Below are 25,556 nucleotides of genomic sequence, written 5' to 3'. Positions count from 1 at the left end.
GTACATCAATCCCATGTAGGAGCTGCCGAAGGCTGCGATCTTTTGCTTTAAAGGTCAGCCTCCTGCACCACCCGCACCTTATCCGCTTCCAGCGCATAGGCCGCATCCGCCAGGTCATTACTGACCTTTTCGATTTTCAGCGTGCCGGTCACCCAGAGCGGTGTATAGATGTCGTCCAGCTTCAAGCCTTTCGGATAACGCACCAGCACCAGTTGATTCGGCGGCGGTGGCGGCACATGGATGCACGCGCCCGGATACGGCACGAGGAAGAACAACGTGCTGCGGCCCTTGGCATCGGATTCCAGCGGCACCGGGTAGCCACCGAGGCGGATGTGCTTGTCGTTCATCGACGCCACGGTCTTCGTCGAATACATCACCGCCGGCAGACCTTTGGCCTGCTTCATACCGCCCTTCTCGGTGAAGGTGCCAGTGGCCTCGGGGGAGTTGTGGTCGATTTCAGGCATGGCCTCGAGGGCCTTCTGGTCCGACTTGGGCATCAGTTCCAGCCAGTCGGTTTCCGGCAGTTCGCCGGCGTGGGCGAGATAGCTGCCCAGCAAAAGGAGAGTCAACAGAAGACGGCGCATGAAGGTGCTCGGCAGGCAAGGGATGAACGGTGAGTCGCCGCGCATTCTAGCCCTCCCGGCCGCGATGGCCGAGAGTGCTTTGTCGCTTTCGATCAGTTCTTTTTGATCAGACCGTAGATCACCAGCAACACGACAGCGCCGACCAGTGCGCCGAGGAAACCCGCGCCCTCGCCCGCCTGATAGATGCCCAGAGCCTGGCCGCCGTAGGTGGCTGCCAGCGAACCGCCGATACCGAGCAGGATGGTCATGATCCAGCCCATGCTGTCATCGCCCGGTTTCAGGAACCGAGCCAGCAGGCCGACGATCAAGCCGATAAAGATGGTTCCGATAATTCCCATGGCATTTCCCTCTGATTTGGTAGATATGCGAAAGCCTAGACAGACTTTGGCATCCTGCCATGAGAGAACGGCGGCCCTTGAATGGTTCCGCCGCTGCCACATGAAACCGTTTTTACTCGGCGATCAGCGCTTCGACCTTGATGATCTGCGCCTGTAGCGTGGCCATGTCGGCGCAACGCAGGTTGGCGTGGCCGACCTTGCGTCCGGCCTTGAAGGCCTTGCCGTAGTGATGCAGATGGCAGTCTTCGATGGCGATGACTTTCTCAACCGGCGGTACCACGCCGATGAAGTTGAGCATCGCGCTCTCGCCGACCTTGGCGGTCGAACCCAGTGGCAGGCCGGCCACGGCGCGCAGGTGGTTTTCGAACTGGCTGCACTCGGCGCCTTCGGTGGTCCAGTGCCCGGAGTTGTGCACGCGCGGGGCGATTTCGTTGGCTTTCAGGCCACCGTCGACTTCAAAGAATTCGAAAGCCATCACGCCGACGTAGTCGAGGTGCTTGAGCACACGGCTGGAATAATCTTCCGCCAGTGTCTGCAACGGGTGATCGGTGCTGGCGACGGACAGCTTGAGGATGCCGCTGTCGTGGGTGTTGTGCACCAGTGGATAGAACTTCGTTTCACCATCGCGAGCACGCACGGCGATCAGCGACACTTCGCCGGTGAACGGCACGAAGCCTTCCAGCAGGCAGGCAACGCTGCCCAGTTCGGCGAAAGTACCCGCCACGTCTTCCGGCTTGCGCAGGACTTTCTGGCCCTTGCCGTCGTAACCCAGGGTGCGGGTTTTCAGCACGGCCGGCAGACCGATGGAAGCGACGGCGGCTTCCAGATCGGCTTGCGACTGGATGTCGGCGAAGGCCGGGGTCGGAATGCCGAGGTCCTTGAACATGCTCTTTTCGAACCAGCGATCGCGGGCGATGCGCAGGGCTTCGGCGCTCGGATACACCGGCACGAATTGCGAGAGAAACGCCACGGTTTCGGCCGGGACACTTTCGAATTCGAAGGTCACCAGATCGACTTCATCGGCCAGTTGGCGCAGATGATCCTGATCGCCGTAATCGGCCCGCAGGTGTTCGCCCAGTGCGGCCGCACAGGCGTCCGGCGCAGGGTCGAGAAAAGCGAAGTTCATCCCCAGCGGAGTGCCCGCCAGAGCCAACATGCGACCCAATTGGCCGCCACCGATTACACCGATCTTCATCTCAACAACCTCAGGCAATACGTGGGTCTGGATTGTCCAGGACGCTGTCTGTCTGCTCGGCACGGAAGGTTTTCAGTACCGCGTGGAACTGCGGGTGCTTGGCGCCGAGGATGCTCGCCGAGAGGAGCGCGGCGTTGATCGCGCCGGCCTTGCCGATGGCCAGGGTGGCGACCGGAATGCCGGCGGGCATCTGCACGATCGACAGCAGCGAATCGACGCCCGAGAGCATGGCCGACTGCACCGGCACGCCCAGCACCGGCAGGTGGGTCTTGGCCGCACACATGCCTGGCAGGTGGGCTGCGCCACCGGCACCGGCGATGATCACCTCGATGCCGCGGCTTTCAGCCTCTTCGGCGTACTGGAACAGCAGATCCGGGGTGCGGTGGGCGGAGACCACCTTGACCTCGTACGGGATGCCGAGCTTTTCCAGCATATCGGCGGTGTGGCTAAGGGTGGACCAATCGGACTTGGAGCCCATGATCACGCCAACCAGTGCACTCATCGTCGCGCCTCTTCTCTCTGGAGCGCCCGCAGGCGCGTCATAAAACAACAAGCCACGCAGGTTGCGTGGCTTGATTGTGCGAAAAATGGCCGGACGTGCCGGCCGAAGGCCGCGCAGTATACCGCAAAGAAAGCAATAAACAGCCCCCGAAACGACCATCTGTCAAATGAGCGAAAGGCCCGGTTTTATTGACCTGAAGGTCAGCGCCGCAACACCACAAATCCCTGTAGGAGTGAGCCTGCTCGCGATGGCGGTGTGTCAGTCACATCATCGTTGAATGTGCAGACGCTATCGCGAGCAGGCTCACTCCTACAAAGGGTCCGCGTAGGGTCAGGAAGCTTGTGCAGCGCCGCCTTCAAGCTTGCGCCACAGCAACCGCACGTTGGCCTTGCGCACCAGGGCGCAGCGGTACAGGCGGATCTCCAGCGGCACATGCCATTGCGGGCCGCCACAGACCACCAGTTCGCCGCGCGCCAGTTCGGCGCGTACGCTCAGTTGCGGCACCCAGGCGATACCCAGGCCTTCGAGCGCCATGCTCTTCAGGCTGTCGGCCATGGCGGTTTCGTAGATCGTGGTGAAGCGCAGCTGGCGCTGGCGTAGCAGGCCGTTGACCGAACGGCCGAGAAACGCCCCGGCGCTGTAAGCCAGCAACGGCACGCTCGCCTCACCTTCCAGATCGAACAATGGCTTGCCATCCAGATCCGCCGCGCACACCGGCAGCATCTCGGTCTGGCCCAAGTGCAGCGAGGGGAAGATTTCCGGGTCCATCTGCATCGCCGAATCCGGGTCGTAGAACGCCAGCATCAGATCGCAGCCACCTTCGCGCAGCGCATGCACGGCGTCGCCAACGTTGGTCGCCACCAGCCGCGTGGCAATGTTCAGCCCTTCGTTGCGCAACTGGGCGATCCAGCGCGGAAAAAAGCCCAGGGCCAGCGAGTGCGCCGCTGCGACTTGCATCACCTCGCCCTGCCCGCCTTCCAGATGATGCAGGTGGCGCAGCACTTCACCGAGCTGTTCGACCACGGTGCGCGCGGTCACCAGAAACAACTGCCCCGCCGCCGTCAGTTCGACCGGCGTGCGCGAACGATTGACCAGGGTCAGCCCCAATGCGGCTTCGAGGCTGCGAATCCGCCGACTGAACGCCGGCTGGGTCACGAAGCGCCGTTCGGCCGCCTGCGAGAAGCTGCGGGTAGCGGCCAGGGCACTGAAGTCCTCGAGCCATTTGCTTTCCAGATTCATCACGTCCTCCCGGACACGCACCAAAACAGGTCACACGTCTGCCGCACAGACGGCGTCACATGGGCATTATGCCGAATGTGCATAGGGCAGTGCTGAACAGCATTGGCCCAAAAATCCCCACAAGCCTAGCATTCGCAGCGTTCCGGCACAGACCGGGTCCTTATCGAGATGATTTCTATCATGTCCTCCGCTGCATCTTTCCGCACAGAAACCGACCTGCTTGGCGCCCTCGAAGTACCGGCCCATGCGTATTACGGCATCCAGACCCTGCGAGCGGTGAACAACTTCCGCCTCTCGGGCGTTCCGATTTCGCATTACCCGAAACTGGTTGTGGGCCTGGCGATGGTCAAACAGGCCGCCGCTGATGCCAACCGTGAACTGGGTCACCTGAGCGAAGCCAAGCACGCAGCCATCAGCGAAGCCTGTGCCCGATTGATCCGCGGCGATTACCACGAAGAGTTCGTGGTCGACATGATTCAGGGTGGCGCCGGCACGTCCACCAACATGAACGCCAACGAAGTGATCGCCAACATTGCTCTGGAAGCGATGGGCCACGAGAAAGGCGAATACCAGTACCTGCACCCGAACGATGACGTGAACATGGCGCAGTCGACTAACGACGCCTACCCGACGGCGATCCGTCTGGGTCTGCTGTTGGGTCACGACGCGCTGCTGGCCAGTCTCGACAGCCTGATCCAAGCCTTCGCGGCCAAGGGCAAAGAGTTCGATCACGTCCTGAAAATGGGCCGTACCCAGCTACAAGACGCCGTGCCGATGACCCTCGGCCAGGAATTCCGCGCGTTCGCCACCACCATGGGCGAAGACCTCGCCCGCCTGAAGACGCTGGCCCCGGAACTGCTGACCGAGGTCAACCTGGGCGGCACCGCGATCGGCACCGGCATCAACGCCGACCCGCGTTACCAGGCACTGGCGGTACAGCGTCTGGCACTGATCAGCGGTCAACCGCTGGTACCGGCCGCCGACCTGATCGAAGCAACCTCCGACATGGGCGCGTTCGTGCTGTTCTCCGGCATGCTCAAGCGCACTGCGGTCAAGCTGTCGAAGATCTGCAACGACCTGCGCCTGTTGTCCAGCGGCCCACGCACCGGCATCAATGAAATCAACCTGCCGGCGCGTCAGCCAGGCAGCTCGATCATGCCCGGCAAGGTCAACCCGGTGATCCCGGAGGCCGTGAACCAGGTGGCGTTCCAGGTCATCGGTAACGATCTGGCGCTGACCATGGCGGCCGAAGGCGGCCAGTTGCAGCTGAACGTGATGGAGCCGCTGATCGCCTTCAAGATCCTCGACTCGATCCGCCTCCTGCAACGCGCCATGGACATGCTGCGCGAGCACTGCATCGTCGGCATCACCGCCAACGAAGCGCGCTGCCGTGAACTGGTCGAGCACTCGATCGGTCTGGTCACCGCACTGAACCCGTACATCGGCTACAAGAACGCCACCCGCATCGCCCGTATCGCCCTTGAAAGCGGCCGTGGCGTGCTGGAACTGGTGCGCGAAGAAGGTCTGCTCGACGAAGCCATGCTCGCCGACATCCTGCGCCCGGAAAACATGATCGCTCCGCGTCTGGTTCCGCTCAAAGCCTGAGCCGACGCAAACTTGCAGCACCGCTCACCAGGTCGAGGGACTAGACACCTCTCACCTTTTGAGGGCTTGGGGATTTTGTCCCCGAGCCCTTTTTTTTAACTGTTTGAAGGACAAACGTCTTCTGTGGGAGTGAGCCTGCTCGCGATGAACGATGACGCGGTGTGCCATTAGAACCGCAGCGCCTGCATCGCGAGCAGGCTCACTCCTACAAAAGCCCGGCGCCGGTAACGCCGGGTGTTTCAACGCTTCGTTTCGTCGCTTGCACCACTACCGTGCAGACGGGCGCGCCACTGATCGGTATAGTGCCGCCCCTCTTCGCGTGAGCGGTCGTCGGTAACGAGGCCATAACCCATGCGAAACCCGAACTAATAACAAAACCCGCGATATGGATCCGGGACGAAACCTTCGCCTCACCCGTCGTGCCGCGCGCAGACCGGTGTAACACGATGTTTCTCCGATCCAGCATTTGCACCCACAAAAAACAGCGAGGAAAAATCCATGCTCGAAGTCATCAACGACTTCCTCTCAGGGAAAGTACTGATCGTGCTCATTGTCGGGCTCGGTAGCTACTTCACGATTCGCTCGCGTTTCGTTCAACTGCGCCACTTCTTCCACATGTTCGCGGTGTTCCGCGACAGCCTCAAAGGCAGCGCCGGGCAACTCAGCTCGTTCCAGGCCTTGATGCTCAGCCTCGCCGGCCGCGTCGGTGCAGGCAACATCGCCGGCGTCGGCATCGCCGTGACCCTCGGTGGTCCGGGTGCGGTGTTCTGGATGTGGGTGACCGCACTGGTCGGCATGTCCAGCAGCTTCTTCGAGTGCACCCTGGCCCAGGTCTACAAGCGCGCCGATGGCGACGGCCTGTACCGTGGCGGCCCGGCCTACTACATCCAGCACGGGCTCAAGCTCAAAGGCATGGCGATAGTGTTCTCCGTTCTGCTGCTGGTCACCTACGGTTTCGCCTTCATCGGCCTGCAGTCCTACACCGTGACCCACTCGCTGCAGAACGCCTTTGACTTCGACCCGCGCCACACCGGTATCGTCCTCGCGGTGCTGCTAGCCATCACTTTCATCGGCGGGATCAAGCGCATCGCTTCGGTCTCCGACCTGCTGGTCCCGATCAAGACCCTGGCCTATATCGGCGTGACCCTGTACGTGATCGGCACGCAGATCGAACACGTGCCGGCCATGCTGGAAACCATCTTCAAGAGCGCCTTCGGTCTCGATCCGGCCTTTGGGGGCCTGCTCGGCAGTGCCATCGTCATGGGCGTGAAGCGTGGCGTGTTCGCCAACGAAGCGGGTCTGGGCAGTGCGCCGAACGTCGCCGCTGTGGCCGCCGTAAAGCACCCGGGTGCACAGGGCGTGGTTCAGGCTTTCAGCGTGTTCCTCGATACCTTCGTGATCTGCACCTGCACCGCACTGCTGATCCTGCTGTCGGGCTTCTATACGCCGGGCTTCGAAGGTGACGGCATCGTCCTGACCCAGAACTCGCTGGCTGCCGTAGTCGGTGACTGGGGTCGCATGTTCGTCAGCGTCGCGCTGTCGCTGTTTGTCTTCACTTGCATCCTCTACAACTACTACCTGGGCGAAAACAGCCTGCAGTTCCTCAGCCGCAACCGCGCCCTGCTGATGCTGTTCCGTGGCCTGGTGCTGGCGCTGGTGGTCTGGGGTTCGATGCAGGACCTGTCGACCGTGTTCGCCTTCGCCGACATCACTATGACCTGCCTGGCCTTCGTCAACCTGGTGGCCCTGGCCATGCTGTTCAAGGTCGGCCTGCGCGTGATGCGCGACTACGACGAACAGCGCCGCGCCGGCGTCAAACAGCCAGTATTTGACTCCAGCAAATTTGCCGATCTGGATCTGGATCGCAACGCTTGGCCAGTCAACCCGCCAGCCGCTGCGGGCCAGACTGAAACTGCGCCGCAAGGCGTACCTGCAGCGCAACGCTGACAGGTGAATGACGGGCGCATCCGCTGCGCCCGTCAGTTATTGTGATGCAATAACTTGTAGGAGTGAGCCTGCTCGCGATAGCGATTGATCATTCAACATTTATGTTGGCTGAAAGACTGCTATCGCGAGCAGGCTCACTCCTACAATGTCATCTCTTGTGGAGACCTCAGATGATTGCCCATTCCTATCCCGCCGCCCAACACGTCATGGTGCTCTACACCGGTGGCACCATCGGCATGCAGGCCAGCGCCAACGGCCTGGCCCCGGCGTCCGGTTTCGAAGCGCGGATGCGTGACTACCTGCACAGCCAGCCTGAGCTGGTGGTGCCGCAGTGGCAATTTCGCGAGATGTCGCCGCTGATCGACAGCGCCAACATGACCCCGGCCTACTGGCAGCAACTGCGCGAAGCGGTGGTCGATGCCGTTGACGTAAAAGGCTGCGACAGCGTGCTGATCCTGCACGGCACCGACACGCTGGCGTACAGCGCAGCGGCGATGAGTTTTCAATTGCTCGGTCTGCACGCCCGCGTGTGCTTCACCGGTTCGATGCTGCCGGCAGGCGTGACCGACAGCGATGCCTGGGAAAACCTCGGCGGCGCGCTGGTTGCCCTCGGCCAAGGCCTGGCGCCCGGCGTGCATCTGTACTTCCACGGCGAACTGCTGGCTCCGACCCGTTGCGCGAAAGTGCGCAGTTTTGGCCGTCATCCGTTCAAACGACTTGAGCGTCAGGGCGGTGGCCTGAAAGCGCCTTCGATTCCAGCGTCGTTGAACTACAACCAGCCGAAGCAACTGGCCAAGGTGGCGGTGTTGCCACTGTTCCCGGGCATCAGCGCCGAGGTGCTCGACGGCCTGCTCGACAGCGGCATTCAAGGTCTGGTGCTGGAGTGCTACGGCAGCGGCACAGGGCCGAGCGACAACCCGCAATTCCTCGCCAGCCTTGGCCGCGCGCGGGATAACGGCGTAGTCGTGGTTGCAGTCACGCAGTGTCATGAAGGTGGCGTTGAGCTTGATGTGTACGAAGCGGGCAGCCGCTTGCGAAGCGTGGGCGTGTTGTCCGGTGGGGGTATGACCCGCGAAGCGGCGTTCGGCAAGTTGCATGGTCTGCTTGGCGCAGGGCTTAACACACAGGAAGTTCTTCAACTGGTTGAGCTGGATCTGTGTGGAGAGCTGGTCTGACCAGCGCTGTCCAATACACTTTTCATCATAAATAAACCTTCCTGCAAAATTGATGCAGGAAGGTTTAAACAATTAATCTAAAGTAACTTCGAATTTTCCGCCGGTGAGTATGGAGTTACCGTCTCTATCGCCTTGAACATCATCCAGCAACCCAGCTATCTTTTTACTGCCCTCTTGCCACTCCACTCGAATCCAGCCCTTTGTCGCCACCCACTCTTGCACAGAATCCTGAAATAACAAATAAACAGGGTCGCCGTGCCCTACAAACTCCACTTTCGTATTCAAATAAGCTTTGCCGATTACCACGCCGATAATATTATTGCGGCCCGGATCTCCGCCGCTCATATCGAAGTCGAAAACAATTTCATTAGCACGAACTTCGGCGTGAATGACCGGAAACATTTGCTTGTGACCGTCAACCTCCACAGTAATCTGGCCTTGAAGCGCCTTCTTGCTGCCTTTGAAAAATTCCAGCGAATATTTTTTAGCTTGTGAACCGCTCATTTAAATCTCCTTATCGACACATTGGTCAAAATTCATATTTACTGAAAAACTCGCAACATCCACTAAACAATTAGCGACATCCACTGGCAAACTAGACCCGACTTATGTAGCTGTCAAAAAAAATACCTATAAATAAAAATATTCGACAAACGGTTAACAATTCGCCAAAAACCTGTGATTTCTGACAGTAGACCAAGCGCAGCTTAATATTTAGAATTGTCATGGGCCATGTCCTGCTCTGATTACTCAACGGCTTAGAGGCAACTTTAAAAACATAACTTGCAACTTGCAAATCTCTCGTCAGAGATTGGAAGTTTAACTTCCAATATAATCTCGACATTACAAATTATCTTGAGCGGCACATAAATTGCTGGTGTATCCCCATCCATGATCGGGGAACTTCTTATGCTCCACTCCCACCTCACCACCCTCAACGCGGTCTCGCTGATCCTCAACACCTTCAAGGCCGAAGGCCTGTCGAGCGAGGCGTTGCTGGCTGGCAGCGGCATCGTTGCGGCGGATCTGCAGCGGGCCGACACGCGCATCACCACCCATCAGGAGATGCAGGTCTGCACCAACGCGGTCGCGCTCAAGCGTGACATCGGCCTCGAACTGGGCCGGCGCATGCACGTCTCCTGTTACGGCATGCTCGGTTACGCCCTGCTGACCTGTGCCACCTTCGGTGACGCTTTGCGCCTGGCGATCCGTTATCCGGCGCTGTTGGGAACGCTGTTCGAACTGAGCCTGGAAGACGATGGCGAGCAGGTATGGTTCGTCGCCGCCGACTATCGCGAGAGCCCGGCCATGGCGGTGTTCAATGCCGAATTTTGTCTGGTGTCGCTGAAAGTCATCTGCGACGACTTACTCGGCCATGCGCTGCCACTGCGCGCTACGCGTTTCGAGCACGCCGCGCCCGATTACCGCAACAGTTATGCTGAACCTTTCAACTCGCCGCTGCAGTTCTCGGCCAAGGACAACGCCTTCGCCTTCGACCGCCACTGGCTGGATCAGCCGTTGCCGCTGGCCGACGCTATTACCCATCAGGCCATGGCCGAACGTTGCCGCAAGCAGAATCTGGAGTTCACCGGACGTCAGGCCTGGCTGGGGCGGATTCGTCAGCTGCTCAGCGCGCAATTGAATGCCGCGCCGGGACTCGAAGGGCTCGCGCAGCAGATGAAGTGTTCACCGCGCACCCTGCGCCGACATCTGAAAGACATGGGCAGCAGCTATCAGGAACTGCTCGATGAATTGCGTTTCGAGCGGGCCAAACAGATGTTGTGTGAGGATCAGTTGCCGATCTATCGGATCGCCGAGACGCTGGGCTTCAGTGAGACCGCCAGTTTCCGCCATGCCTTTGTGCGCTGGAGCGGCGTGGCGCCGAGTCAGTTCCGCCCGCATTGATCCTCCCTGTAGGAGTGAGCCTGCTCGCGATGGCCATTTATCATCCAACACATTCTTTGCCTGACGGACCGCTATCGCGAGCAGGCTCACTCCTACAAGGGTTCGTATTTCACCCTTGAGCCAGCGTTATCAAGGGGCGAATTGCGGTCAGAGGTTTTGGCCATTTCGATCCCCTTTTGGCCGCTCCCGACGTTCCCCGATTCACCTCGCCCCGCAACACTGAAGACCACCGAATCAGCCCTGCGGAGAACAACAAATGCTGACGATCTACTCAGACGATCACCACTTGCACCATGGCCGCTGTGAGCTCATCGATGGCCAGCTCAAGCCATGCTTCGAGATGCCCTCCCGTGCCGACCACGTACTGCAACGGGTGCAGAAGCAGAATCTCGGTGCCGTCGAAGCGCCGAGGGATTTCGGTCTGGAGCCGATCGCGCGCATTCACAGCCGTGACTATCTGGAATTTTTCAAAGGTGCGTGGGATCGCTGGACCGCGTTCAACACCGACGGCGACCTGCTGCCCTACACCTGGCCGGCGCGCACGCTGCGTGCGATCAAACCGACCAGCCTGCACGGCCAGCTCGGTTATTACAGCTTCGACGGTGGCGCACCGATCACCGCCGGCACCTGGCAAGCGGCCTACAGCGCAGCGCAGGTGGCCCTGACCGCGCAAGCGCAAATCCAGGGTGGCGCCCGCGCGGCCTTCGCCCTGTGCCGTCCGCCGGGTCATCACGCTGCCAGCGATTTGATGGGCGGTTATTGCTACCTCAACAACGCCGCCATCGCCGCGCAAGCGTTCCTCGATCAGGGTCACCGGAAAGTCGCGATCCTCGACGTCGATTACCACCACGGCAACGGCACCCAGTCGATTTTCTACGCGCGCAGCGACGTCCTGTTCACTTCGATCCACGGCCACCCGGAAGCGGAGTTTCCGTTCTTCCTCGGCTACGACGACGAGCGCGGCGAAGGTGCCGGTGAAGGGTTCAATTTCAATTATCCGCTGCCGGCCGGTTCCGGCTGGGACGTGTGGAGCGCGGCGCTGGATCGGGCCTGCGATGAAATCGACAATTATGGCGCAGACATCATCGTCATCTCCCTCGGCGTCGACACGTTCAAGGACGACCCGATCTCGCAGTTCAAACTCGACAGCCCGGATTACCTGGCCATGGGCAAACGCATTGCCGCCCTTGGCAAACCGACCCTGTTCGTCATGGAAGGTGGCTACGCCGTTGAAGAGATCGGCATCAACGCCGTGAACGTGCTGGAAGGTTTTGAACAATGAAAAAGCGACTGATCGCCTCGGCGCTGTGCGCGGCCATGCTGAGCGCCGGCGCCCACGCCGAAGAACGCACACTGCGCGTCTACAACTGGTTCGACTACATCACCCCCAAAGCGCTGGACGAGTTCAAGGCGCAGAACACCCAGACCAAACTGATCTACGACATCTTCGACACCAACGAAGCCCTTGAGGCCAAGTTGCTCACCGGCAATTCCGGCTACGACGTGGTAGTGCCGTCCAACGTCTTCCTCGCCAAACAGATCGAGGCCGGAGTATTCCAGCCGCTGGATCGCAGCAAGCTGCCGAACTGGAATCACCTTGATCCGAAACTGATGAAGCTGATCGAAGCCAATGATCCGGGAAACAAATTCGCCGTGCCTTACATGTACGGCACCATCCTGATCGGCTTCAATCCGGCCAGGATCAAGGCTGCGCTGGGCGATAACGCGCCAGTGGACAGTTGGGACCTGATCTTCAAGGAAGAGAACATCAGCAAGCTCAAGCAGTGCGGTGTCGCCCTGCTCGATTCACCGTCGGAGATTCTGCCGCTGGCCCTGCAACACCTGGGTCTGGACCCCAACAGCAAGAAACCGGCGGATTACGCCAAGGCCGAAGCGCTGCTGATGAAGATCCGCCCCTACGTGACCTACTTTCATTCCTCCAAATACATGGCCGACATCGCCAACGGCGACATCTGCGTGGCCGTCGGTTATTCCGGCAGCTTCTCGCAAGCGGCCAACCGCGCCAAAGAAGCGAAAAACGGTGTGGTGGTGGACATGCGCCTGCCAAAAGAAGGGGCGCCGATCTGGTTCGACATGCTCGCCATCCCCAAAGGTGCGAAGAATACCGAGGACGCCTACACCTTCATCAACTATCTGCTGCAACCTGCGGTGATCGCCCCGGTCAGCGATTTTGTCGGATATCCCAATCCGAACAAGGACGCCACCGGTCTGGTCGATCCGGCCATTCGCAACAACCCGAACCTGTACCCGACCGATGCGGCGATGAGCACGCTCTACACCTTGCAGCCGCTGCCTCGGGATGCCGAACGCGCACGAACGCGGGCGTGGACCAAAATCAAATCCGGAACCTGATCCCCGAACCGCCTCCACGACCCGCGCACGCGGGTCTTTTTTTTGCCCGGCAGATCTATGTACCGCACGCGCGAACGTGGCGCCTTTTAACTTGCCCTGAACCGCCGGCATTCGGCGCCCGACAGAGCAGGAATCACTGATGCCCGAACTCCCCTCCCCCAGTGCCGTCGATATCGTGACCCAACTGGTCACCGGCCCCTCACTCCATGAAGTCGCCACGAAAACGCTGGGCCCGGCACTCAAGACGCTGTACCCCAACCTTGAGATCGACCCGCAATTGGCCATGGTCGTAGAACCGACCTGGGAGATCGATGACGATCAAGTCTTCGCCGGTCGGCCCAACGTTGAATCGCTGACCGATGCGCTGGTACGCCTTGGCATGACCGGCAAAACCGTGACCTATCTGGACGGCGAGCATTATCTGACCCAGCATCCTGCCTGGCCGGCCCCCGTGCAGTTGCCGGTGAAAATCGAGGCCATCGGTCTGCTGCTCAACGAGCTCGCACCGCTGTTGTTCATCGCCTACAAGGATCGTCACGTCATCTACTGGGATGAGTTCACCTACCCGGGACAGCCGCGCTGGCAGCAGTTATCGCAAGCGTTGCGCAACTTATGGAGAGCCGATGCCAGCCATGGCTGGGATGCCGCTCAAACCGCCGTCGCCGAGGCGGTGTTCCGCCAGCCCGACAGGCAACAACGCGTGAGCGCTGACACCTACGACACACGGGCCTGCCTGATCGACCTCGACCGGCAAGACACCGCACAGCCCGCCCACCTGGCCTTGCTCGATATGGCGGTGATCATTGGCACGGTTGCGGAACGTAGCGTGATTCTCACTCACGCGGTCACTCGCGGTTACCAGCACTTCGACTCGCTGCAAGCGCTTGGCGAGGATCTGCAGCAACGCTTCGGTGCCACTTGCGCAGATCCGCACCTCAGGTGGCGGCTAGTCGAACCGCAGGGCAATTTCTTCGATCATCAGGCCTGCACCTTGATTTCGCTTGAGGCCGACGCCTTGGGGGAGATCAATTTTTTTGCTGAAAGGTCGCTCAACCGCGTCTATCCGCACACCGGAACCCTGGGCAAAACGGCTGAACCGACGCCGCGCCTTGAGACCCATTTCGAGCGACTGCGACCGATGCTGCCGCAGTGGCTGAACGATGCGCTGCCCGTCGATCAGGCACGCTATAGCCGGCATCTGCTGGACCTGACCACGTTTGCGCATGAACACGACGGCAAATCGTTCCAGAGCGAGGTCATCGACCTGCGCGCGTACACCCGCGACGCCTTGATGCAACAGATGGCGAAGGACCAGCCGAGCGCCAAGGACATCAACCCCGATGACATTCTGATCACCATCACCAGCCTGGTGGTCTGGGGCACGTTCGTATTGCCCGGCAACACCAGCGTCCAATCCCTGACGTTGCCGGAACTTGCCCTGCAGAATCTCGCCGGACTGCCACTGGGCAACAAGACCGTGAGCTATAAAAACGCCAGCGCAGTGCCTGCGTGGATGACCGTGGCCTACCTGGAAAAACTGATCAGGACGGTGGATATCGGCAAGACCTATCCAGCGCACTTGAAGGCATGCCTGGTAGACGACACCGATCAGGCGTCGGCCTTGAAAGAGTTATACAAGAGCCAGTTACGCATCGAGCTGCCATTGCTGGCGTTGCAGCACAAGATCCAGGGCCGGGGCGGCCTTGATGAGTCGGGGTATCGCTACGTGGCAGCGGCGCTGGCGACGACCGGCGCAGAGCGCTACGTCGATGGCGAGGAAATCGTGATCCGCCCGCTGGCCTTTGTCGCGCACCGCAGCAGTTCCGTGGCCGACAGCGTCGTCAACATGTACGTCATCGGCCCGCGCGAAGCGAACAAGGGCCCCTGCCTGCTGTACCGTCCACTGTTCGAGATGCCGTTGATGCAATATCCCGGGCACGCCAACCTCCTCTACGCGATCGAGCATTCGCGACATTTACGCGATTCGGTGCTGGCGTGGTTGCCCGATGACGTACGTTTCAATTACAGCCAGTTTGTCTTTACCGCCAGGCTGCCGTCGGTGTGGACAATTCCACAGATGCTGGTCAATCCGACGACGGCACTCGACATGTCGGGCCCCGTCGCGCTGGGTACCCAAGTGCTGACCGGCGACGTGCTGGAGACCCTTCATGACCGCAACGTACAGGCCCTGCTGACCCAGGCCGACCGGCAATCGGTGTCCAACGCCGAGGCACGCTGGGCCACCCTGAAACAGGGCGGCTGGCTGATGTTCAATGCCGCTCTGCCGTTTCTGGGGCGCAGCGTCGGCACGGCGGCGTGGATCTGGCAAATCATGGACGATCTGCAAGAAGTCACCGACGTTGCCAATCAGCAGTCGGGCAAGATCGCGTGGACGGCAATTGCCGACATCCTTCTGGCCCTGGGCATGGTCCTTGCGCATCGCGCGGCAGTCGGCGAGGCACCAGCACATGAATCGTTGGCGCAGCCAGAAAAACAAACAACGCCCCTCAACCCGGCCGTAAAAGTGCCCAGTGCGCTGCAATTGCCCGATGTCATCGGCGCTGAAATGACCGGCGTACACGCGACCACCATCGATATCGTCACCGCACTGAAACGCTCGCCGCAGGCACTGGCCAAGGTTCTCGACAGCTTCAAGCTCGACCGACCGAAAGATCTTGGCGCCGCCGCCAGCGACGGCGCGCACCGGGGCCTGCGCCCTCACCGCGACACCTGGTACGTGCAGGTCGGCGAGCGCTGGTTCGAGGTGATGCGCAACGAACACGATAAAGTGCAGATTATCGACTCGCGCCAGCAACCACGCCGCCTCGGTCCGACACTGGCCTATTCCGTCAGGGGCGAGTGGGTGATCGATATGCGCCTGCGTCTGCGCGGCGGGGGGCTGGACTCGGCACTGCAAAAATCCCGTGGCAGCAGGCAGACCGTCGCCAAAGCGTTGACCGAAAAAATCACCGCCTTCGATGACACCATGCATGCCAAGGAGCTACGTCTGAACGCGGACCGTGATGCCTTGAGCGATGCTTTGCCGCAGGCGCAGTCACAGGCGCGCACTCAGTACCTCGCCACACTCGACGCCCAGTACAAGGAGTACGCAGCGAACATTCAGCAGATCAGAGAGTTGAATCTCAATCAGACCATTCCCAATTACCGCACCGTCATGACCGAGCGCCTGCAAATGCAATTGTTTCTGGGCCAGGAGTGGCTCAACGAGCATTCCTCACACTTTCAACAAAGTGTCGAGGCCATGCAGACAATGATCGCGGATGGGCGCACCGTCGAGCCTGAAGCATTCAGCCAGGCGGCGGTCAGCCTGAATGACACCACTCAGAGCATCATCGAGAAAATCGAGGCGGCACACGTCTGCTTCGAAGAAATGAAGCTGTTGGGAAAAGACGCCGTGCAAGCCATGCGTGTCTATCGGGACGCTTTGCCGGATTACCGGTTGAACGACCTCAAAGTGCTGCAAATCAGCCTCGCCGAGAGAATATGTATCAAGCCGGGCGACACCACGGACCATGCCAGCGCTCAACAGGCACTGGCCGATCTCATCGAAGACGCTGCGCTGAATATCCAGAGCTCGCTGGACTTGAGCGCCGATGAAAGCCTGGGCGACTTGCGTGGACGCATCGATGCCTTGAGCAACGTTGCCCAGCAGTTCGATTCAGTGAACAAACGCTTCAGCGATCTGGCCAGCGAATATTCCGACCAGCTCCACACAGACCGACTCAAACATGTACAAGCGCGGGTGATTGCCTTCAAGGCCGCCGCCGACAATCGCCTCGCCGACCTGTTGCGCTACCGGCATCTGCTGGTGCCGCAGGCTGGTCCGTCAACGCCATCCGCGTCTGCCTCGAATCGACAGATCATCCACACACGATCAAGGGGCACCGTGGTCGGCGAACGCAAGAAAAGCGTCGGCGATGACGCTACCGAAACGATGGAAGTGCGCACCCATCTGACGGGCGTCATTGCCACATTCCACGAAGAGTCGCCCGGTGTCTGGGTCGAACAGCGTACGCCGCCGGCGCCGGCGCCAACCTCTCCCGTCGACTTGAAAAACAGTGTTCGCGAGGGCCAGGCACTGATCGATGGCCTGGCGGCATTTCATCGGCGCATCGAGGCGCGCCTCAAGCGCGGCGCGCGGATTCCGGTGGAGGTCGAGGAGGAATACCACCAGCATGCCGCACTCTTGCGCAAGGCCATTGCGGCGATCGACGAAGCACTGACCGCCAGGAACCTCACCGCGGGCCCGCATGAACCCTCCGAAACGCTCAGCCACGCACTCGACAAAGCAGCGAAAACCCTGGAAGAAAAAGGCACCAGCACGCGCATTCGCCTGGTCAAACAGCAATTACCCACGGCGGCGGGCATGCAATGGCTCAAGGAAAAGGGAGAAATAACCATCGACAAAACCGTGACCCGGCGGCCGATCAGACGCCGTCAGCATGATTTCCTCGACGAGTACCGGATTCGTGATGCCCATAATGACAAGGTCCTGTGCTATGCCCATTTTCACTACAGCAGCGCTGAGGCGCATGATCCATCGTTCGTTCGCGGGCACATGAAAACCGTCGCCCAACAGCGAATGGGCGGCGCCTACGAGCCCAGCCAGCCAAGCAACCAGCAACTGATTGAAATCCATCGCAGCGAAATTTCCAGTCGCTCGGCCGAGGCGTTGTTCTTCAACCTCCCCAAGCCTGGCGCAAGCGCGCCAGTGCCGCTGTGATCGCAGCCTCCGGCACCGCGGCAAAACCCAGCACCAGGCCGGCGCGCCGGGCCATGGGTGTGGTTGAGTCCGGCAACCAGTAAGTGCTCAGGCCGTTGATCTCGACATCGACATCCGCGGCCCGAGCGATCAACTGTTGCTCGCGCTCTACGGTGTCCACAGCGACGGTCAGGTGCAGCCCGGCGGACACGGCGGGCAATTGACCGACACCGGCGATTGCTGTCGGCCAACCTTCGAGCAAGCAATTGCGCCGGCTCAGCGCAGCCCGGCGCATCCGGCGGATATGCCGCTGAAAATGCCCGGCAGCCATGAACTCGGCCATCACCGCCTGGGTGCTGACTTCCGAATGCCGCACGTCGACGGCACGGCGTTGCGAGAACGCCTCGACCAGTGCTGGCGGCAGCACCAGATAACCGAGGCGCAACGCCGGAAAGGCGACTTTGCCGAACGTGCCGACGTAGAGCACACGACCCTGACGATCAAGTGCGGCCAACGGCGCCAGCGGCGCGCCGGTGTATCGATATTCGCCGTCATAGTCATCCTCGACGATCCAGCCACCGACGCGCTCGGCCCAGGCGAGCAACTCCAGACGCCGGGCCAGACTCATCACCACGCCGGTGGGGTACTGATGAGACGGCGTGACGTAGGCCACACGGCAGTCGCTGAGCTGAGCCATGGCGCTGCAATCGATGCCCTCGCCGTCTACCGCCACGCCGTGCAACTTCGCCCCCGCTACGGCGAAGGCATGCCCGGCGGCGCGATAGCCCGGATTCTCGATCGCCACCCCGTCGCCCGGCTCGACCAGCAGCTGTGCACAAAGGCTTATGCCCTGCTGCGCGCCACTGGTGATCACAATTTGCTCAGCCGAGCACTGCATGCCCCGCGAGCTGCGCAGATAAGCAGCGATCATTGCGCGCAGCCGCGCATCACCGGACGGGTCGCCATAACACAGTTGCTGCAGATCCGGTTTGCGCCAGAAAGCCGCATTCAGCTTGGCCCACACCTCGAAAGGGAACAGATCGAACGCTGGAACGCCCACCCGAAAAGCCCGCGGCGGACCGCTCGGTGGTCGGGGCAAATGATGCTTTTCGATACGGGAAAATCCACCGCTGTGGATAACTTTGCTGGATGGATTCACAGGTAAATCCAGCCAATTTGTGGATAAGGCTGTGGGTAAGCCTGTTGACAAGCCTGTGGATGGATTTGTGGATAGTTTTTTCTTCAAGGTGGAACCCTGAGCCAATTGCGCGACATAGGTACCGTCGCCCACGCGTCCTTCGATAAAGCCCTCGGCATACAACTGATCGTAGGCGCGCACCACGCTGTTGCGGGATATTCCCAGAGCAGAGGCCAGGTCGCGGCTGGCCGGCAATCGCGTGCCACTGACCAGACGTCCGTCGAGTACCCGCAGACGCAGGGCCTGATAGAGCTGGCGACTCAAGCCCTGACGGCGATCAAGCGCGATTCCGGCCGGATTGAACGGCATCGACAGCGGTGGCAGATCAGACATGGCAATGGACCTATGAAATGGCTCGGCAATGGCTCTTACAACAGACCAATAGCCTGCCTAGGATGCAGGCATTCGCCAAGGAAAATCTGTCCATGTACACACCACGCGCCTTTGCCATCGAAGACTTGTCCCAACTGCACGAACTGATCCTTGCCACTCGCCTGGCCATTCTGGTCAGCCACGGTGAGAGCGGACTGCAAGCCAGCCATGTGCCAGTGCTGCTGCATCGCGAACAGGGCGAATACGGCACGCTCTACGGTCATCTGGCCAAAGCCAACCCGCAGTGGAAAGACCTGCGCGACGGCGCCGAAGCGATGCTGATCTTCGCTGGCCCAGACGCCTACGTCAGCCCGAGCTTCTATCCGAGCAAAGCCGAACACGGCAAAGTCGTGCCGACCTGGAACTACATCGCCGTACACGCCTACGGTCATGCCGAGACCTTCAGCGATGGCGGGCGGCTGCTCGACATCGTCAGCACCCTGACCGACCGTCACGAAGCGGGCCGCGCCCAGCCTTGGTCGGTGGAAGATGCGCCGGCCGATTACATCGACGGCATGCTCAAGGCCATTGTCGGTTTTGCCATTCCCATCGATGGCCTCGAAGGCAAACGCAAGCTCAGCCAGAACCGCAGCGCCGAAGACATTGCCGGGGTGCGCGAAGGCCTCGCCGCCAGCCCCGACGCCAACGACCAGACCCTCGCCCGCTTGATGCGCTAAGGAAACCCGCATGACCCAGATCGACATTCGCCCGGTCAGCGCCAATGACCACGCCGCCTGGCTACCGCTGTGGCAGGCCTACCTGCGCTTTTACAACACCGAGCTACCGGACACCGTGACCCAAAGCACCTGGCAGCGCTTTCTCGACCCGAACGAACCGACCCACGCGGCCATCGCCTGGGCTGATGGCAAAGCGTTGGGCATGGTGCATTACATCTATCATCGCTCGAACTGGAGCATCGAAAACTCCTGCTACCTGCAGGATCTGTTGGTCGTGCCGGAGTCGCGGGGCACGGGTGTCGGTCGCCTGTTGATCGAACATGTCTACGCTACCGCCAAGGCTGATGGCTGCTGCAAAGTCCACTGGCTGACCCACGAAACCAACGCCACCGCGATCCAGCTTTACGAGCGCATCGCCGAACGCCCAGGCCTCATTCAGTTTCGCCAAGCCCTTTAAGGAGACGCGCACATGACCGCTTCACTCGCTGACTGGAAAGGCGTCCCCGCCCCCTCCGCCACCCTGCTCGACGGCCGCTTCATTCGTCTGGAGAAACTCGACCCGGAGCGGCATGGCGAGCAACTCTTCGCTGCCCTCGAAGGGCCGGGCGCCGATCCGAAACTCTGGGATTATCTGCCTTACGGGCCGTTTCGCGAGCGCAGCGCGTTCAACGACTGGTTGAACAACCATGCGGCCAACAGCGACCCGTATTTCTTCAGCGTCATCGACCGCGCGACTGATCAGGTCCAGGGCATCCTCAGCCTGATGTCGATCGTCCCGGCCCAAGGTCGTATTGAAATCGGTCACGTCACCTTCGGCGCACCCATGCAGCGCTCGCCGAAAAGCACCGAGGCGGTGTACCTGCTGGCCAAGTACTCGTTCGAGCTGGGTTACCGGCGCCTGGAATGGAAGTGCAACAACGGCAACGCCCGCTCCAAATACGCGGCCGAGCGTCTGGGCTTCAGCTTCGAAGGAGTGTTCCGCCAGCACATGGTGGTCAAGGGACAGAACCGCGATACCGCGTGGTATTCGATTCTGGATGCGGAATGGCCGGCGATTGGTGCCGGGTTCGAGCGCTGGTTGAGCGATGAAAACCAGACGCCGGGTGGCCAAGTGAAAGGCTTGGCCGAGTGCCGTAACTGAATTTCACAAATACCCTGTGGGAGCGAGCCTGTCCGCGAAGGCGGTATGTCAGTCACTGCGAATGTTGACTGACTGACCGCTTTCGCGAGCAGGCTCGCTCCCACAATTGGCGGGGTCAGGCTTATCGACGCAGTTCCTGCGCCAGCACCGCAATATGCTCCGGCCCGATCCCGCAGCAGCCGCCCAAGTGAGTGGCGCCGCGCTGTTGCCAGTCCAGCGCCCAGTGCAGATACCCCGGCGGATCAAGATCGTCACGCAGCGGGTCGAGTCCGTCGTTGGCCGTGGCTTCCTTCGGTTGCGGAGGAAACGCATTGGCGTACGCGCCGATGTTGATGTTCACGCCGAGACGCTCGAACGTTGCGCGCGCCGCGTCGATGGCCGCGCCAATCACTTCAGGCTGGCTGCAGTTGAACAGCAACGTTTCAACGCCGAGCTCAGCCGCCACCGCAGCCGCTTCGGCAACGGGCTCACCGGAGCGCAGGCGCGGCACTTCATCGGTGTCTTCATCCTTGAGGGTGAATGACAGCCAGAACGGTTTGCCATCCTTCGGCAGCCCGGCGTGAATGGCGCGCGCCTCGACGATCGAGCTTTGCGTTTCTGCCAGCCACAGGTCGACATATGGGGCCAGACCGTTAACCAAAGGCGTCAACAGTTCGGTCACGCGAGCAGCCTCGAACAGATCCGGACGGTACGAGCCGAACAGCGGCGGCAATGAGCCGGCAACGCGTACGGATCTACCTGAAGCCTGCACCGCGCGCTGCGCCACTTCCCCCGCCAGTGCTGCAAGCGCCTGACCTTCAGCGGCAAAGCGCTCTTCACCAATGTGAAACGGTACCACTGCGTAACTGTTGCTGGTGATCACATTGGCGCCGCTATTGATGTAAGCGGCATGCACCGCCTCGACCGCTAGCGGCGCTTCGCTCAGCGCCAGTGCCGACCACTCGGGCTGGCGAAATGGCGCACCGGCGCGTTGCAACTCACGGCCCATGCCGCCATCGAGAATGACCGTTCCTGCTGCGCTCATATGCGTTTCACTCATATGCTTATGAAAATAACTCACTATCGGAGCCGTTCTTATAACTATTTAATACGCACCACTCGGTTAATAACAACCTCTTTTTTCAACAGGAAGCGACTGGGAAATTCCAACCGCTATTGGCCCTGGGCCTGACCGTTCTGGCCTCCACCCAAGCCTTCGGCGGCGCGACGCTGGACCGTGTCGAGCAGAAAAAAGAACTGGTTGGCGTGCTGATGGAGAGTTATCCGCCCTTCTCGTTCCTCAATGAACAGAATCAACTCGACGGTTTCGATGTCGACGTTGCCAAAGCGGTGGCGGATAAGCTCGGCGTCAGACTTCGTCTGGAAACGCCGTCCTGGGACGTCATCGCCGCCGGCCGCTGGAGCGGGCGCTACGACATTTGCATCTGCTCGATGACGCCGAGCAAGGCCCGCGCCGAAGTGTTCGACTTCCCGGTCGAGTACTACGCGTCGCCAGCGGTGATTGTGGTCAACGCCAAGGATGAGCGGATCCACAGCGCCAAGGACCTGAGCGGCAAGAAAGTCGGCCTGACCAGCGCCTCCAGCTATGAAAGTTATCTGAACAAGAATCTGGTCATCGAAGGCGCCGAGGATACACAGCTGCAGTATCCGTTCGAGGATGTGCAGATCGCTCCGTACGACACCGACAACGTCGCCTTTCAGGATCTGGGTCTCGGCGCCGGCGTGCGCCTGGATGCGATCCTCACCAATCTGGTCACCGCACAACCGCGCTTGAACCAGGACCAGCGCTTCAAACTGGCCGGCGAACCGCTGTACTCGGAGCCAAACTCGGTGGCCATCGAAAAGGGTGACCCGCAGTGGGACGCCAGGGTGCGCGAGGTGTTCGCCCAGCTGAAACAGGACGGCACCCTGAGCAAGCTGTCGCAGAAATGGATCGGCGCCGACATCAGCCAATGAGCTCTTTTCCAACCCCGCCACAGCCACCGCAACCGGTGGCTGAAACCCGCCTGCAAAAGCTTTTCGGGTTCCGTACGCGCCTGTACCTGACGTGGGCTGCGCTGTTCTGTCTGTTTGCCGGATTTTTCCTCAGCTTCGACCTGAAGTTCGCGATCATCCTCGACAAGCTGCCCAACCTCGTTGGCCTGAAGCTGGCGCCGAACGGCTTCCTGCAGGGCGCAGCGCTGACGCTGTTCCTCTGCGCCTGCTCGATCATCGCCTCGTCGCTGCTCGGTTTCATCACCGCGCTGGCGCGCCTGTCCAACAGCGCCGTGGCGTTTGGCATTGCCAGTTTCTACACCTCGTTCTTCCGTGGCACGCCGTTGCTGATCCAGATCCTGCTGATCTACCTCGGCCTGCCGCAACTGGGCATCGTCCCCGGCGCCATCGTCGCCGGCATCATTGCCCTGTCGCTGAACTACGGCGCCTATCTGAGCGAAATCTTCCGCGCTGGCATCCTCGGCGTCGATCACGGCCAACGCGAAGCATCCCTGGCGCTGGGCCTGCGCGAAAGCGTGATCTTCTGGCGCATCACCCTGCCCCAGGCCATGCGCACGATCATCCCGCCGACCACCAATCAGTTCATCTCGATGCTCAAGGACTCGTCGCTGATCTCGGTGATGGGCGTCTGGGAAGTGATGTTTCTCGCCCAGTCCTACGGCCGCTCAAGCTATCGCTACATTGAAATGCTCACCACGGCGGCGATCATCTACTGGCTGATGTCGATCGGGCTGGAGCTGATTCAGGCAAGGATGGAGCGGCATTACGGCAAGGCGTATTTGCGGCGTGGTTAAACAGTCGCGCAGGTTTTAAACGGTGTCCCGGCGTATTCGCACAACACCCATTTTCATGCCGAATGGGCGGAACACCGCGTTCAGCGACTTCAATGTCTGGTTGCCTTCGCCATGTTCGATATGCACCAGCGTGCGCACTGAAATCTTGCACATTTTCGCAAACTGGGTCTGATGCAGACCGGTGACTTCGACCCGTAAACGGCGCACGGCGTCACCGATTTCCAGAGTGCCTTCGGCCAGTGATTGCTGAATGCTTTCGATGAGCGCCGTGCGCTCGAGGACGGTCAGACTCATTGCAGGTCCCACTCTTTCAAACGTTGCTCGAGGTTTTTCAGGTGAACGCTCGGGTGATTCATGGTTCTGGCGGGCAAACCGCTGGCCGCAAGAATATCCGGCAGTGCGGCCAGACGGCGGGCATCCGCGCGCAGGCCTTCGAACAGCGCAGAGGCATCCAGCCCCGCCAACGAATCGTGCGGATCTGCGCTATCGGCCAATACGCGGCAGACACCTCGCCAATCGACATCGCCCGCCCGCTCCAACTCTTTTGTCCATTTGGTCGTACGCGTCACGCCTTCGTCATCCATGACCATCGGGGCGAGGTCATAAATAGGCGCGAGTTGGAAAGCGTTCTCTTGCCGGATGATCGCCGTGTTACGACCGTGGTTATCGGAGTTTCCGAGGATTTTATTGATCAGGTCGCGACGCAGGTAATCGGCGACGAGGCCGGGAATCTGGCTGGCCTGACCCGCTTTGCGCCATAGCCCGGCGAGCATGCGGATCGCGTCCAGATGATTCATGGCGCTGCCAGGCGTCGTCACTTCAGCCAGCGAATAAATCGATTCGACGGCAAAACGCGACACCGCCCCATCTTCCACTTGTCGATCAAAACGCCGCATCCACAAACTCGGTTTGTTCGCCTCTTCCAAGGCCAGGCCTTCTGCCGCGACCGTTTCGATGCCCAATGTCTGCAGCGCTTTGTAGTAATGGAATTCGCTGCGCAGGATGTCCTGATCGGTCTGCCCGCCCCTGTTTCTGGCGAATTTCACGAACCAGTGCTGTCGCACTTCTTCATCGTCCAATACCGCGTCGGGATACAGAAGCCCGGCGCTGTTCTCTGCCAGTAATAGCTTCGGAGCTTCACCACCTGCCCCCGTCGCGCCACCGATGGCCGCGCCCAGCTCGTAGGCATATTCAAGAAAGCGGTTGTCGCGGCTAATGACCTCTTCGCGCTTGAATCCGATCGGCTTCCTCTCATCGACTGCTTCCGCCGATTCCTTTATTCGCATGTTGCCAATGGGAGCCGGTGTTCTGCGGCCCAGCAGAAACAGATCGGCGCTGATCTCGGCGGGTCTTTCCTGACCCAGGCGGGCGAGCAGAAACCGCTTGGCTGCGCCTGCCGGTGCGATGTCGTGGACAAAGGCTGGTGTCTTCGCGCGCCGACCTTCCCAATCCAGCGGATACAGGGCACTCACGGCTTGGGAAAAAGGCGACCCGATCAACTCGATGTTTTCCACCAGATAGTCCGCTTCATAGCCAAAACTGCAGCGGCTTTCAAAGCCTTTTTCCGGATCATCGAAGTCGAGAGTCATCGCGTCGTGCCATTGCCCGGCGGTGAAGATCTGGAGTGTCAGGTTATACATGTTGATTCCGTGTGCATTTTAATGCGTTTCAAAAAAGCGAAATCTTCGATAATTGCAATATAGTGCATTCTTGCAGCTAAACACGCTGTGAATCTGCAACAAAATGCACATCAGCCCTCGCTATTGACTTACTAAGTGCAAAATAATGCAGAA

At 60.3% G+C, this 25,556-nt stretch carries 22 protein-coding genes; 12 read left to right on the top strand and 10 right to left on the bottom strand.

What is annotated here, in order from left to right; translation table 11 throughout:
- Positions 1-47: 47 nt before the first annotated feature.
- The 5 genes from DCO47_RS01020 to DCO47_RS01000 form a co-directional block, all read right to left on the bottom strand.
- Positions 48-584, bottom strand: a complete 537-nt coding sequence (locus DCO47_RS01020; protein WP_065616388.1) for a DUF3299 domain-containing protein — start codon at positions 582-584, stop codon at positions 48-50.
- Between the two features lie 92 nt (positions 585-676).
- Positions 677-922: a GlsB/YeaQ/YmgE family stress response membrane protein gene (locus tag DCO47_RS01015; protein ID WP_016772475.1), complete on the bottom strand. Its 246-nt coding sequence runs from the start codon at positions 920-922 to the stop codon at positions 677-679.
- A gap of 112 nt (positions 923-1,034) precedes the next feature.
- Complete coding sequence (locus DCO47_RS01010) at positions 1,035-2,117, bottom strand: 5-(carboxyamino)imidazole ribonucleotide synthase (protein WP_064365150.1); 1,083 nt, start codon at positions 2,115-2,117, stop codon at positions 1,035-1,037.
- 10 nt (positions 2,118-2,127) lie between these two features.
- Positions 2,128-2,619: a 5-(carboxyamino)imidazole ribonucleotide mutase gene (purE, locus tag DCO47_RS01005; RefSeq protein ID WP_007920220.1), complete on the bottom strand. Its 492-nt coding sequence runs from the start codon at positions 2,617-2,619 to the stop codon at positions 2,128-2,130.
- A gap of 330 nt (positions 2,620-2,949) precedes the next feature.
- Complete coding sequence (locus DCO47_RS01000; protein WP_016772473.1) at positions 2,950-3,858, bottom strand: LysR substrate-binding domain-containing protein; 909 nt, start codon at positions 3,856-3,858, stop codon at positions 2,950-2,952.
- A gap of 180 nt (positions 3,859-4,038) precedes the next feature.
- On the opposite strand from DCO47_RS01000, the gene aspA reads away from it, so the two are divergent.
- The 3 genes from aspA to DCO47_RS00985 all read left to right on the top strand — a co-directional run bounded on the left by aspA (position 4,039) and on the right by DCO47_RS00985 (position 8,585).
- Entirely contained in the window at positions 4,039-5,463 is a 1,425-nt protein-coding gene (gene aspA / locus DCO47_RS00995) for an aspartate ammonia-lyase (RefSeq protein ID WP_016772472.1), read from the top strand.
- Positions 5,464-5,961: 498 nt separating this feature from the next.
- Complete coding sequence (locus tag DCO47_RS00990) at positions 5,962-7,410, top strand: sodium:alanine symporter family protein (RefSeq protein WP_116657245.1); 1,449 nt, start codon at positions 5,962-5,964, stop codon at positions 7,408-7,410.
- Positions 7,411-7,580: 170 nt separating this feature from the next.
- Positions 7,581-8,585, top strand: a complete 1,005-nt coding sequence (locus tag DCO47_RS00985) for an asparaginase (RefSeq protein ID WP_116657244.1) — start codon at positions 7,581-7,583, stop codon at positions 8,583-8,585.
- A 72-nt stretch (positions 8,586-8,657) separates the two neighbouring features.
- On the opposite strand, the gene DCO47_RS00980 is transcribed toward DCO47_RS00985, so the two are convergent.
- Complete coding sequence (locus DCO47_RS00980) at positions 8,658-9,089, bottom strand: hypothetical protein (protein WP_116657243.1); 432 nt, start codon at positions 9,087-9,089, stop codon at positions 8,658-8,660.
- A gap of 405 nt (positions 9,090-9,494) precedes the next feature.
- On the opposite strand from DCO47_RS00980, the gene DCO47_RS00975 reads away from it, so the two are divergent.
- The 4 genes from DCO47_RS00975 to DCO47_RS00960 all read left to right on the top strand — a co-directional run bounded on the left by DCO47_RS00975 (position 9,495) and on the right by DCO47_RS00960 (position 17,607).
- Entirely contained in the window at positions 9,495-10,490 is a 996-nt protein-coding gene (locus DCO47_RS00975) for an AraC family transcriptional regulator (RefSeq protein WP_083353848.1), read from the top strand.
- A 256-nt stretch (positions 10,491-10,746) separates the two neighbouring features.
- Positions 10,747-11,772 carry a histone deacetylase family protein gene (locus DCO47_RS00970; RefSeq protein WP_116657242.1) on the top strand — a complete coding sequence of 342 codons (1,026 nt, stop codon included), beginning with the start codon at positions 10,747-10,749 and terminating at the stop codon, positions 11,770-11,772.
- Entirely contained in the window at positions 11,769-12,863 is a 1,095-nt protein-coding gene (locus DCO47_RS00965; protein WP_064365155.1) for a polyamine ABC transporter substrate-binding protein, read from the top strand. Before DCO47_RS00970 ends, DCO47_RS00965 begins: the two co-directional genes overlap by 4 nt.
- Positions 12,864-13,002: 139 nt before the next feature.
- Positions 13,003-17,607, top strand: coding sequence for a dermonecrotic toxin domain-containing protein (locus DCO47_RS00960; RefSeq protein WP_116657241.1), 4,605 nt, complete (start codon positions 13,003-13,005; stop codon positions 17,605-17,607).
- On the opposite strand, the gene DCO47_RS00955 is transcribed toward DCO47_RS00960, so the two are convergent.
- A complete protein-coding gene (locus DCO47_RS00955; protein WP_116657240.1) occupies positions 17,564-19,117 on the bottom strand; it encodes a PLP-dependent aminotransferase family protein in 1,554 nt (517 codons plus the stop codon). The two genes, DCO47_RS00960 and DCO47_RS00955, sit on opposite strands and share 44 nt — an antisense overlap.
- A gap of 92 nt (positions 19,118-19,209) precedes the next feature.
- On the opposite strand from DCO47_RS00955, the gene DCO47_RS00950 reads away from it, so the two are divergent.
- From DCO47_RS00950 to DCO47_RS00940, 3 genes are read left to right on the top strand one after another with little or no spacing between them, the layout of a single operon-like run.
- Positions 19,210-19,833: an FMN-binding negative transcriptional regulator gene (locus tag DCO47_RS00950; RefSeq protein ID WP_116657239.1), complete on the top strand. Its 624-nt coding sequence runs from the start codon at positions 19,210-19,212 to the stop codon at positions 19,831-19,833.
- 10 nt (positions 19,834-19,843) lie between these two features.
- The gene (locus tag DCO47_RS00945; protein ID WP_116657238.1) at positions 19,844-20,290 is read left to right on the top strand and encodes a GNAT family N-acetyltransferase; all 447 of its coding nucleotides are present in this window, start codon (positions 19,844-19,846) and stop codon (positions 20,288-20,290) included.
- A gap of 12 nt (positions 20,291-20,302) precedes the next feature.
- Positions 20,303-20,974 (top strand): GNAT family N-acetyltransferase, encoded by a 672-nt coding sequence (locus tag DCO47_RS00940; RefSeq protein ID WP_116657237.1) that lies wholly within the window; start codon positions 20,303-20,305, stop codon positions 20,972-20,974.
- A gap of 121 nt (positions 20,975-21,095) precedes the next feature.
- On the opposite strand, the gene DCO47_RS00935 is transcribed toward DCO47_RS00940, so the two are convergent.
- Positions 21,096-21,998 carry a homocysteine S-methyltransferase family protein gene (locus DCO47_RS00935; protein ID WP_065616396.1) on the bottom strand — a complete coding sequence of 301 codons (903 nt, stop codon included), beginning with the start codon at positions 21,996-21,998 and terminating at the stop codon, positions 21,096-21,098.
- 131 nt (positions 21,999-22,129) lie between these two features.
- On the opposite strand from DCO47_RS00935, the gene DCO47_RS00930 reads away from it, so the two are divergent.
- Together DCO47_RS00930 and DCO47_RS00925 are read left to right on the top strand one after the other, a co-directional pair.
- Positions 22,130-22,930 carry an ABC transporter substrate-binding protein gene (locus tag DCO47_RS00930; RefSeq protein WP_116657236.1) on the top strand — a complete coding sequence of 267 codons (801 nt, stop codon included), beginning with the start codon at positions 22,130-22,132 and terminating at the stop codon, positions 22,928-22,930.
- Positions 22,927-23,763, top strand: coding sequence for an amino acid ABC transporter permease (locus tag DCO47_RS00925; RefSeq protein ID WP_064365163.1), 837 nt, complete (start codon positions 22,927-22,929; stop codon positions 23,761-23,763). The genes DCO47_RS00930 and DCO47_RS00925 overlap by 4 nt, the downstream gene beginning before the upstream one ends.
- Positions 23,764-23,778: 15 nt before the next feature.
- On the opposite strand, the gene DCO47_RS00920 is transcribed toward DCO47_RS00925, so the two are convergent.
- Complete coding sequence (locus tag DCO47_RS00920) at positions 23,779-24,057, bottom strand: helix-turn-helix domain-containing protein (protein WP_024014849.1); 279 nt, start codon at positions 24,055-24,057, stop codon at positions 23,779-23,781.
- Positions 24,054-25,403, bottom strand: a complete 1,350-nt coding sequence (locus DCO47_RS00915) for a HipA domain-containing protein (protein ID WP_116657235.1) — start codon at positions 25,401-25,403, stop codon at positions 24,054-24,056. Before DCO47_RS00915 ends, DCO47_RS00920 begins: the two co-directional genes overlap by 4 nt.
- Positions 25,404-25,556 lie beyond the last annotated feature (153 nt).

It is taken from the genome of Pseudomonas sp. NDM, assembly GCF_003105095.1.
Taxonomy (GTDB): domain Bacteria; phylum Pseudomonadota; class Gammaproteobacteria; order Pseudomonadales; family Pseudomonadaceae; genus Aquipseudomonas; species Aquipseudomonas moraviensis_A.
This window is presented reverse-complemented; position numbering and strand designations above follow the sequence as displayed.

Excerpts from the sequence above, each read along its gene's own strand:
- DCO47_RS01020 (WP_065616388.1), bottom strand. The coding sequence starts at position 584 with ATGCGCCGTCTTCTGTTGACTCTCCTTTTGCTGGGCAGCTATCTCGCC.
- DCO47_RS01015 (WP_016772475.1), bottom strand. The coding sequence starts at position 922 with ATGGGAATTATCGGAACCATCTTTATCGGCTTGATCGTCGGCCTGCTG.
- DCO47_RS01010 (WP_064365150.1), bottom strand. The coding sequence starts at position 2,117 with ATGAAGATCGGTGTAATCGGTGGCGGCCAATTGGGTCGCATGTTGGCT.
- purE (WP_007920220.1), bottom strand. The coding sequence starts at position 2,619 with ATGAGTGCACTGGTTGGCGTGATCATGGGCTCCAAGTCCGATTGGTCC.
- DCO47_RS01000 (WP_016772473.1), bottom strand. The coding sequence starts at position 3,858 with ATGAATCTGGAAAGCAAATGGCTCGAGGACTTCAGTGCCCTGGCCGCT.
- aspA (WP_016772472.1), top strand. The coding sequence starts at position 4,039 with ATGTCCTCCGCTGCATCTTTCCGCACAGAAACCGACCTGCTTGGCGCC.
- DCO47_RS00990 (WP_116657245.1), top strand. The coding sequence starts at position 5,962 with ATGCTCGAAGTCATCAACGACTTCCTCTCAGGGAAAGTACTGATCGTG.
- DCO47_RS00985 (WP_116657244.1), top strand. The coding sequence starts at position 7,581 with ATGATTGCCCATTCCTATCCCGCCGCCCAACACGTCATGGTGCTCTAC.
- DCO47_RS00980 (WP_116657243.1), bottom strand. The coding sequence starts at position 9,089 with ATGAGCGGTTCACAAGCTAAAAAATATTCGCTGGAATTTTTCAAAGGC.
- DCO47_RS00975 (WP_083353848.1), top strand. The coding sequence starts at position 9,495 with ATGCTCCACTCCCACCTCACCACCCTCAACGCGGTCTCGCTGATCCTC.
- DCO47_RS00970 (WP_116657242.1), top strand. The coding sequence starts at position 10,747 with ATGCTGACGATCTACTCAGACGATCACCACTTGCACCATGGCCGCTGT.
- DCO47_RS00965 (WP_064365155.1), top strand. The coding sequence starts at position 11,769 with ATGAAAAAGCGACTGATCGCCTCGGCGCTGTGCGCGGCCATGCTGAGC.
- DCO47_RS00960 (WP_116657241.1), top strand. The coding sequence starts at position 13,003 with ATGCCCGAACTCCCCTCCCCCAGTGCCGTCGATATCGTGACCCAACTG.
- DCO47_RS00955 (WP_116657240.1), bottom strand. The coding sequence starts at position 19,117 with ATGTCTGATCTGCCACCGCTGTCGATGCCGTTCAATCCGGCCGGAATC.
- DCO47_RS00950 (WP_116657239.1), top strand. The coding sequence starts at position 19,210 with ATGTACACACCACGCGCCTTTGCCATCGAAGACTTGTCCCAACTGCAC.
- DCO47_RS00945 (WP_116657238.1), top strand. The coding sequence starts at position 19,844 with ATGACCCAGATCGACATTCGCCCGGTCAGCGCCAATGACCACGCCGCC.
- DCO47_RS00940 (WP_116657237.1), top strand. The coding sequence starts at position 20,303 with ATGACCGCTTCACTCGCTGACTGGAAAGGCGTCCCCGCCCCCTCCGCC.
- DCO47_RS00935 (WP_065616396.1), bottom strand. The coding sequence starts at position 21,998 with ATGAGCGCAGCAGGAACGGTCATTCTCGATGGCGGCATGGGCCGTGAG.
- DCO47_RS00925 (WP_064365163.1), top strand. The coding sequence starts at position 22,927 with ATGAGCTCTTTTCCAACCCCGCCACAGCCACCGCAACCGGTGGCTGAA.
- DCO47_RS00920 (WP_024014849.1), bottom strand. The coding sequence starts at position 24,057 with ATGAGTCTGACCGTCCTCGAGCGCACGGCGCTCATCGAAAGCATTCAG.
- DCO47_RS00915 (WP_116657235.1), bottom strand. The coding sequence starts at position 25,403 with ATGTATAACCTGACACTCCAGATCTTCACCGCCGGGCAATGGCACGAC.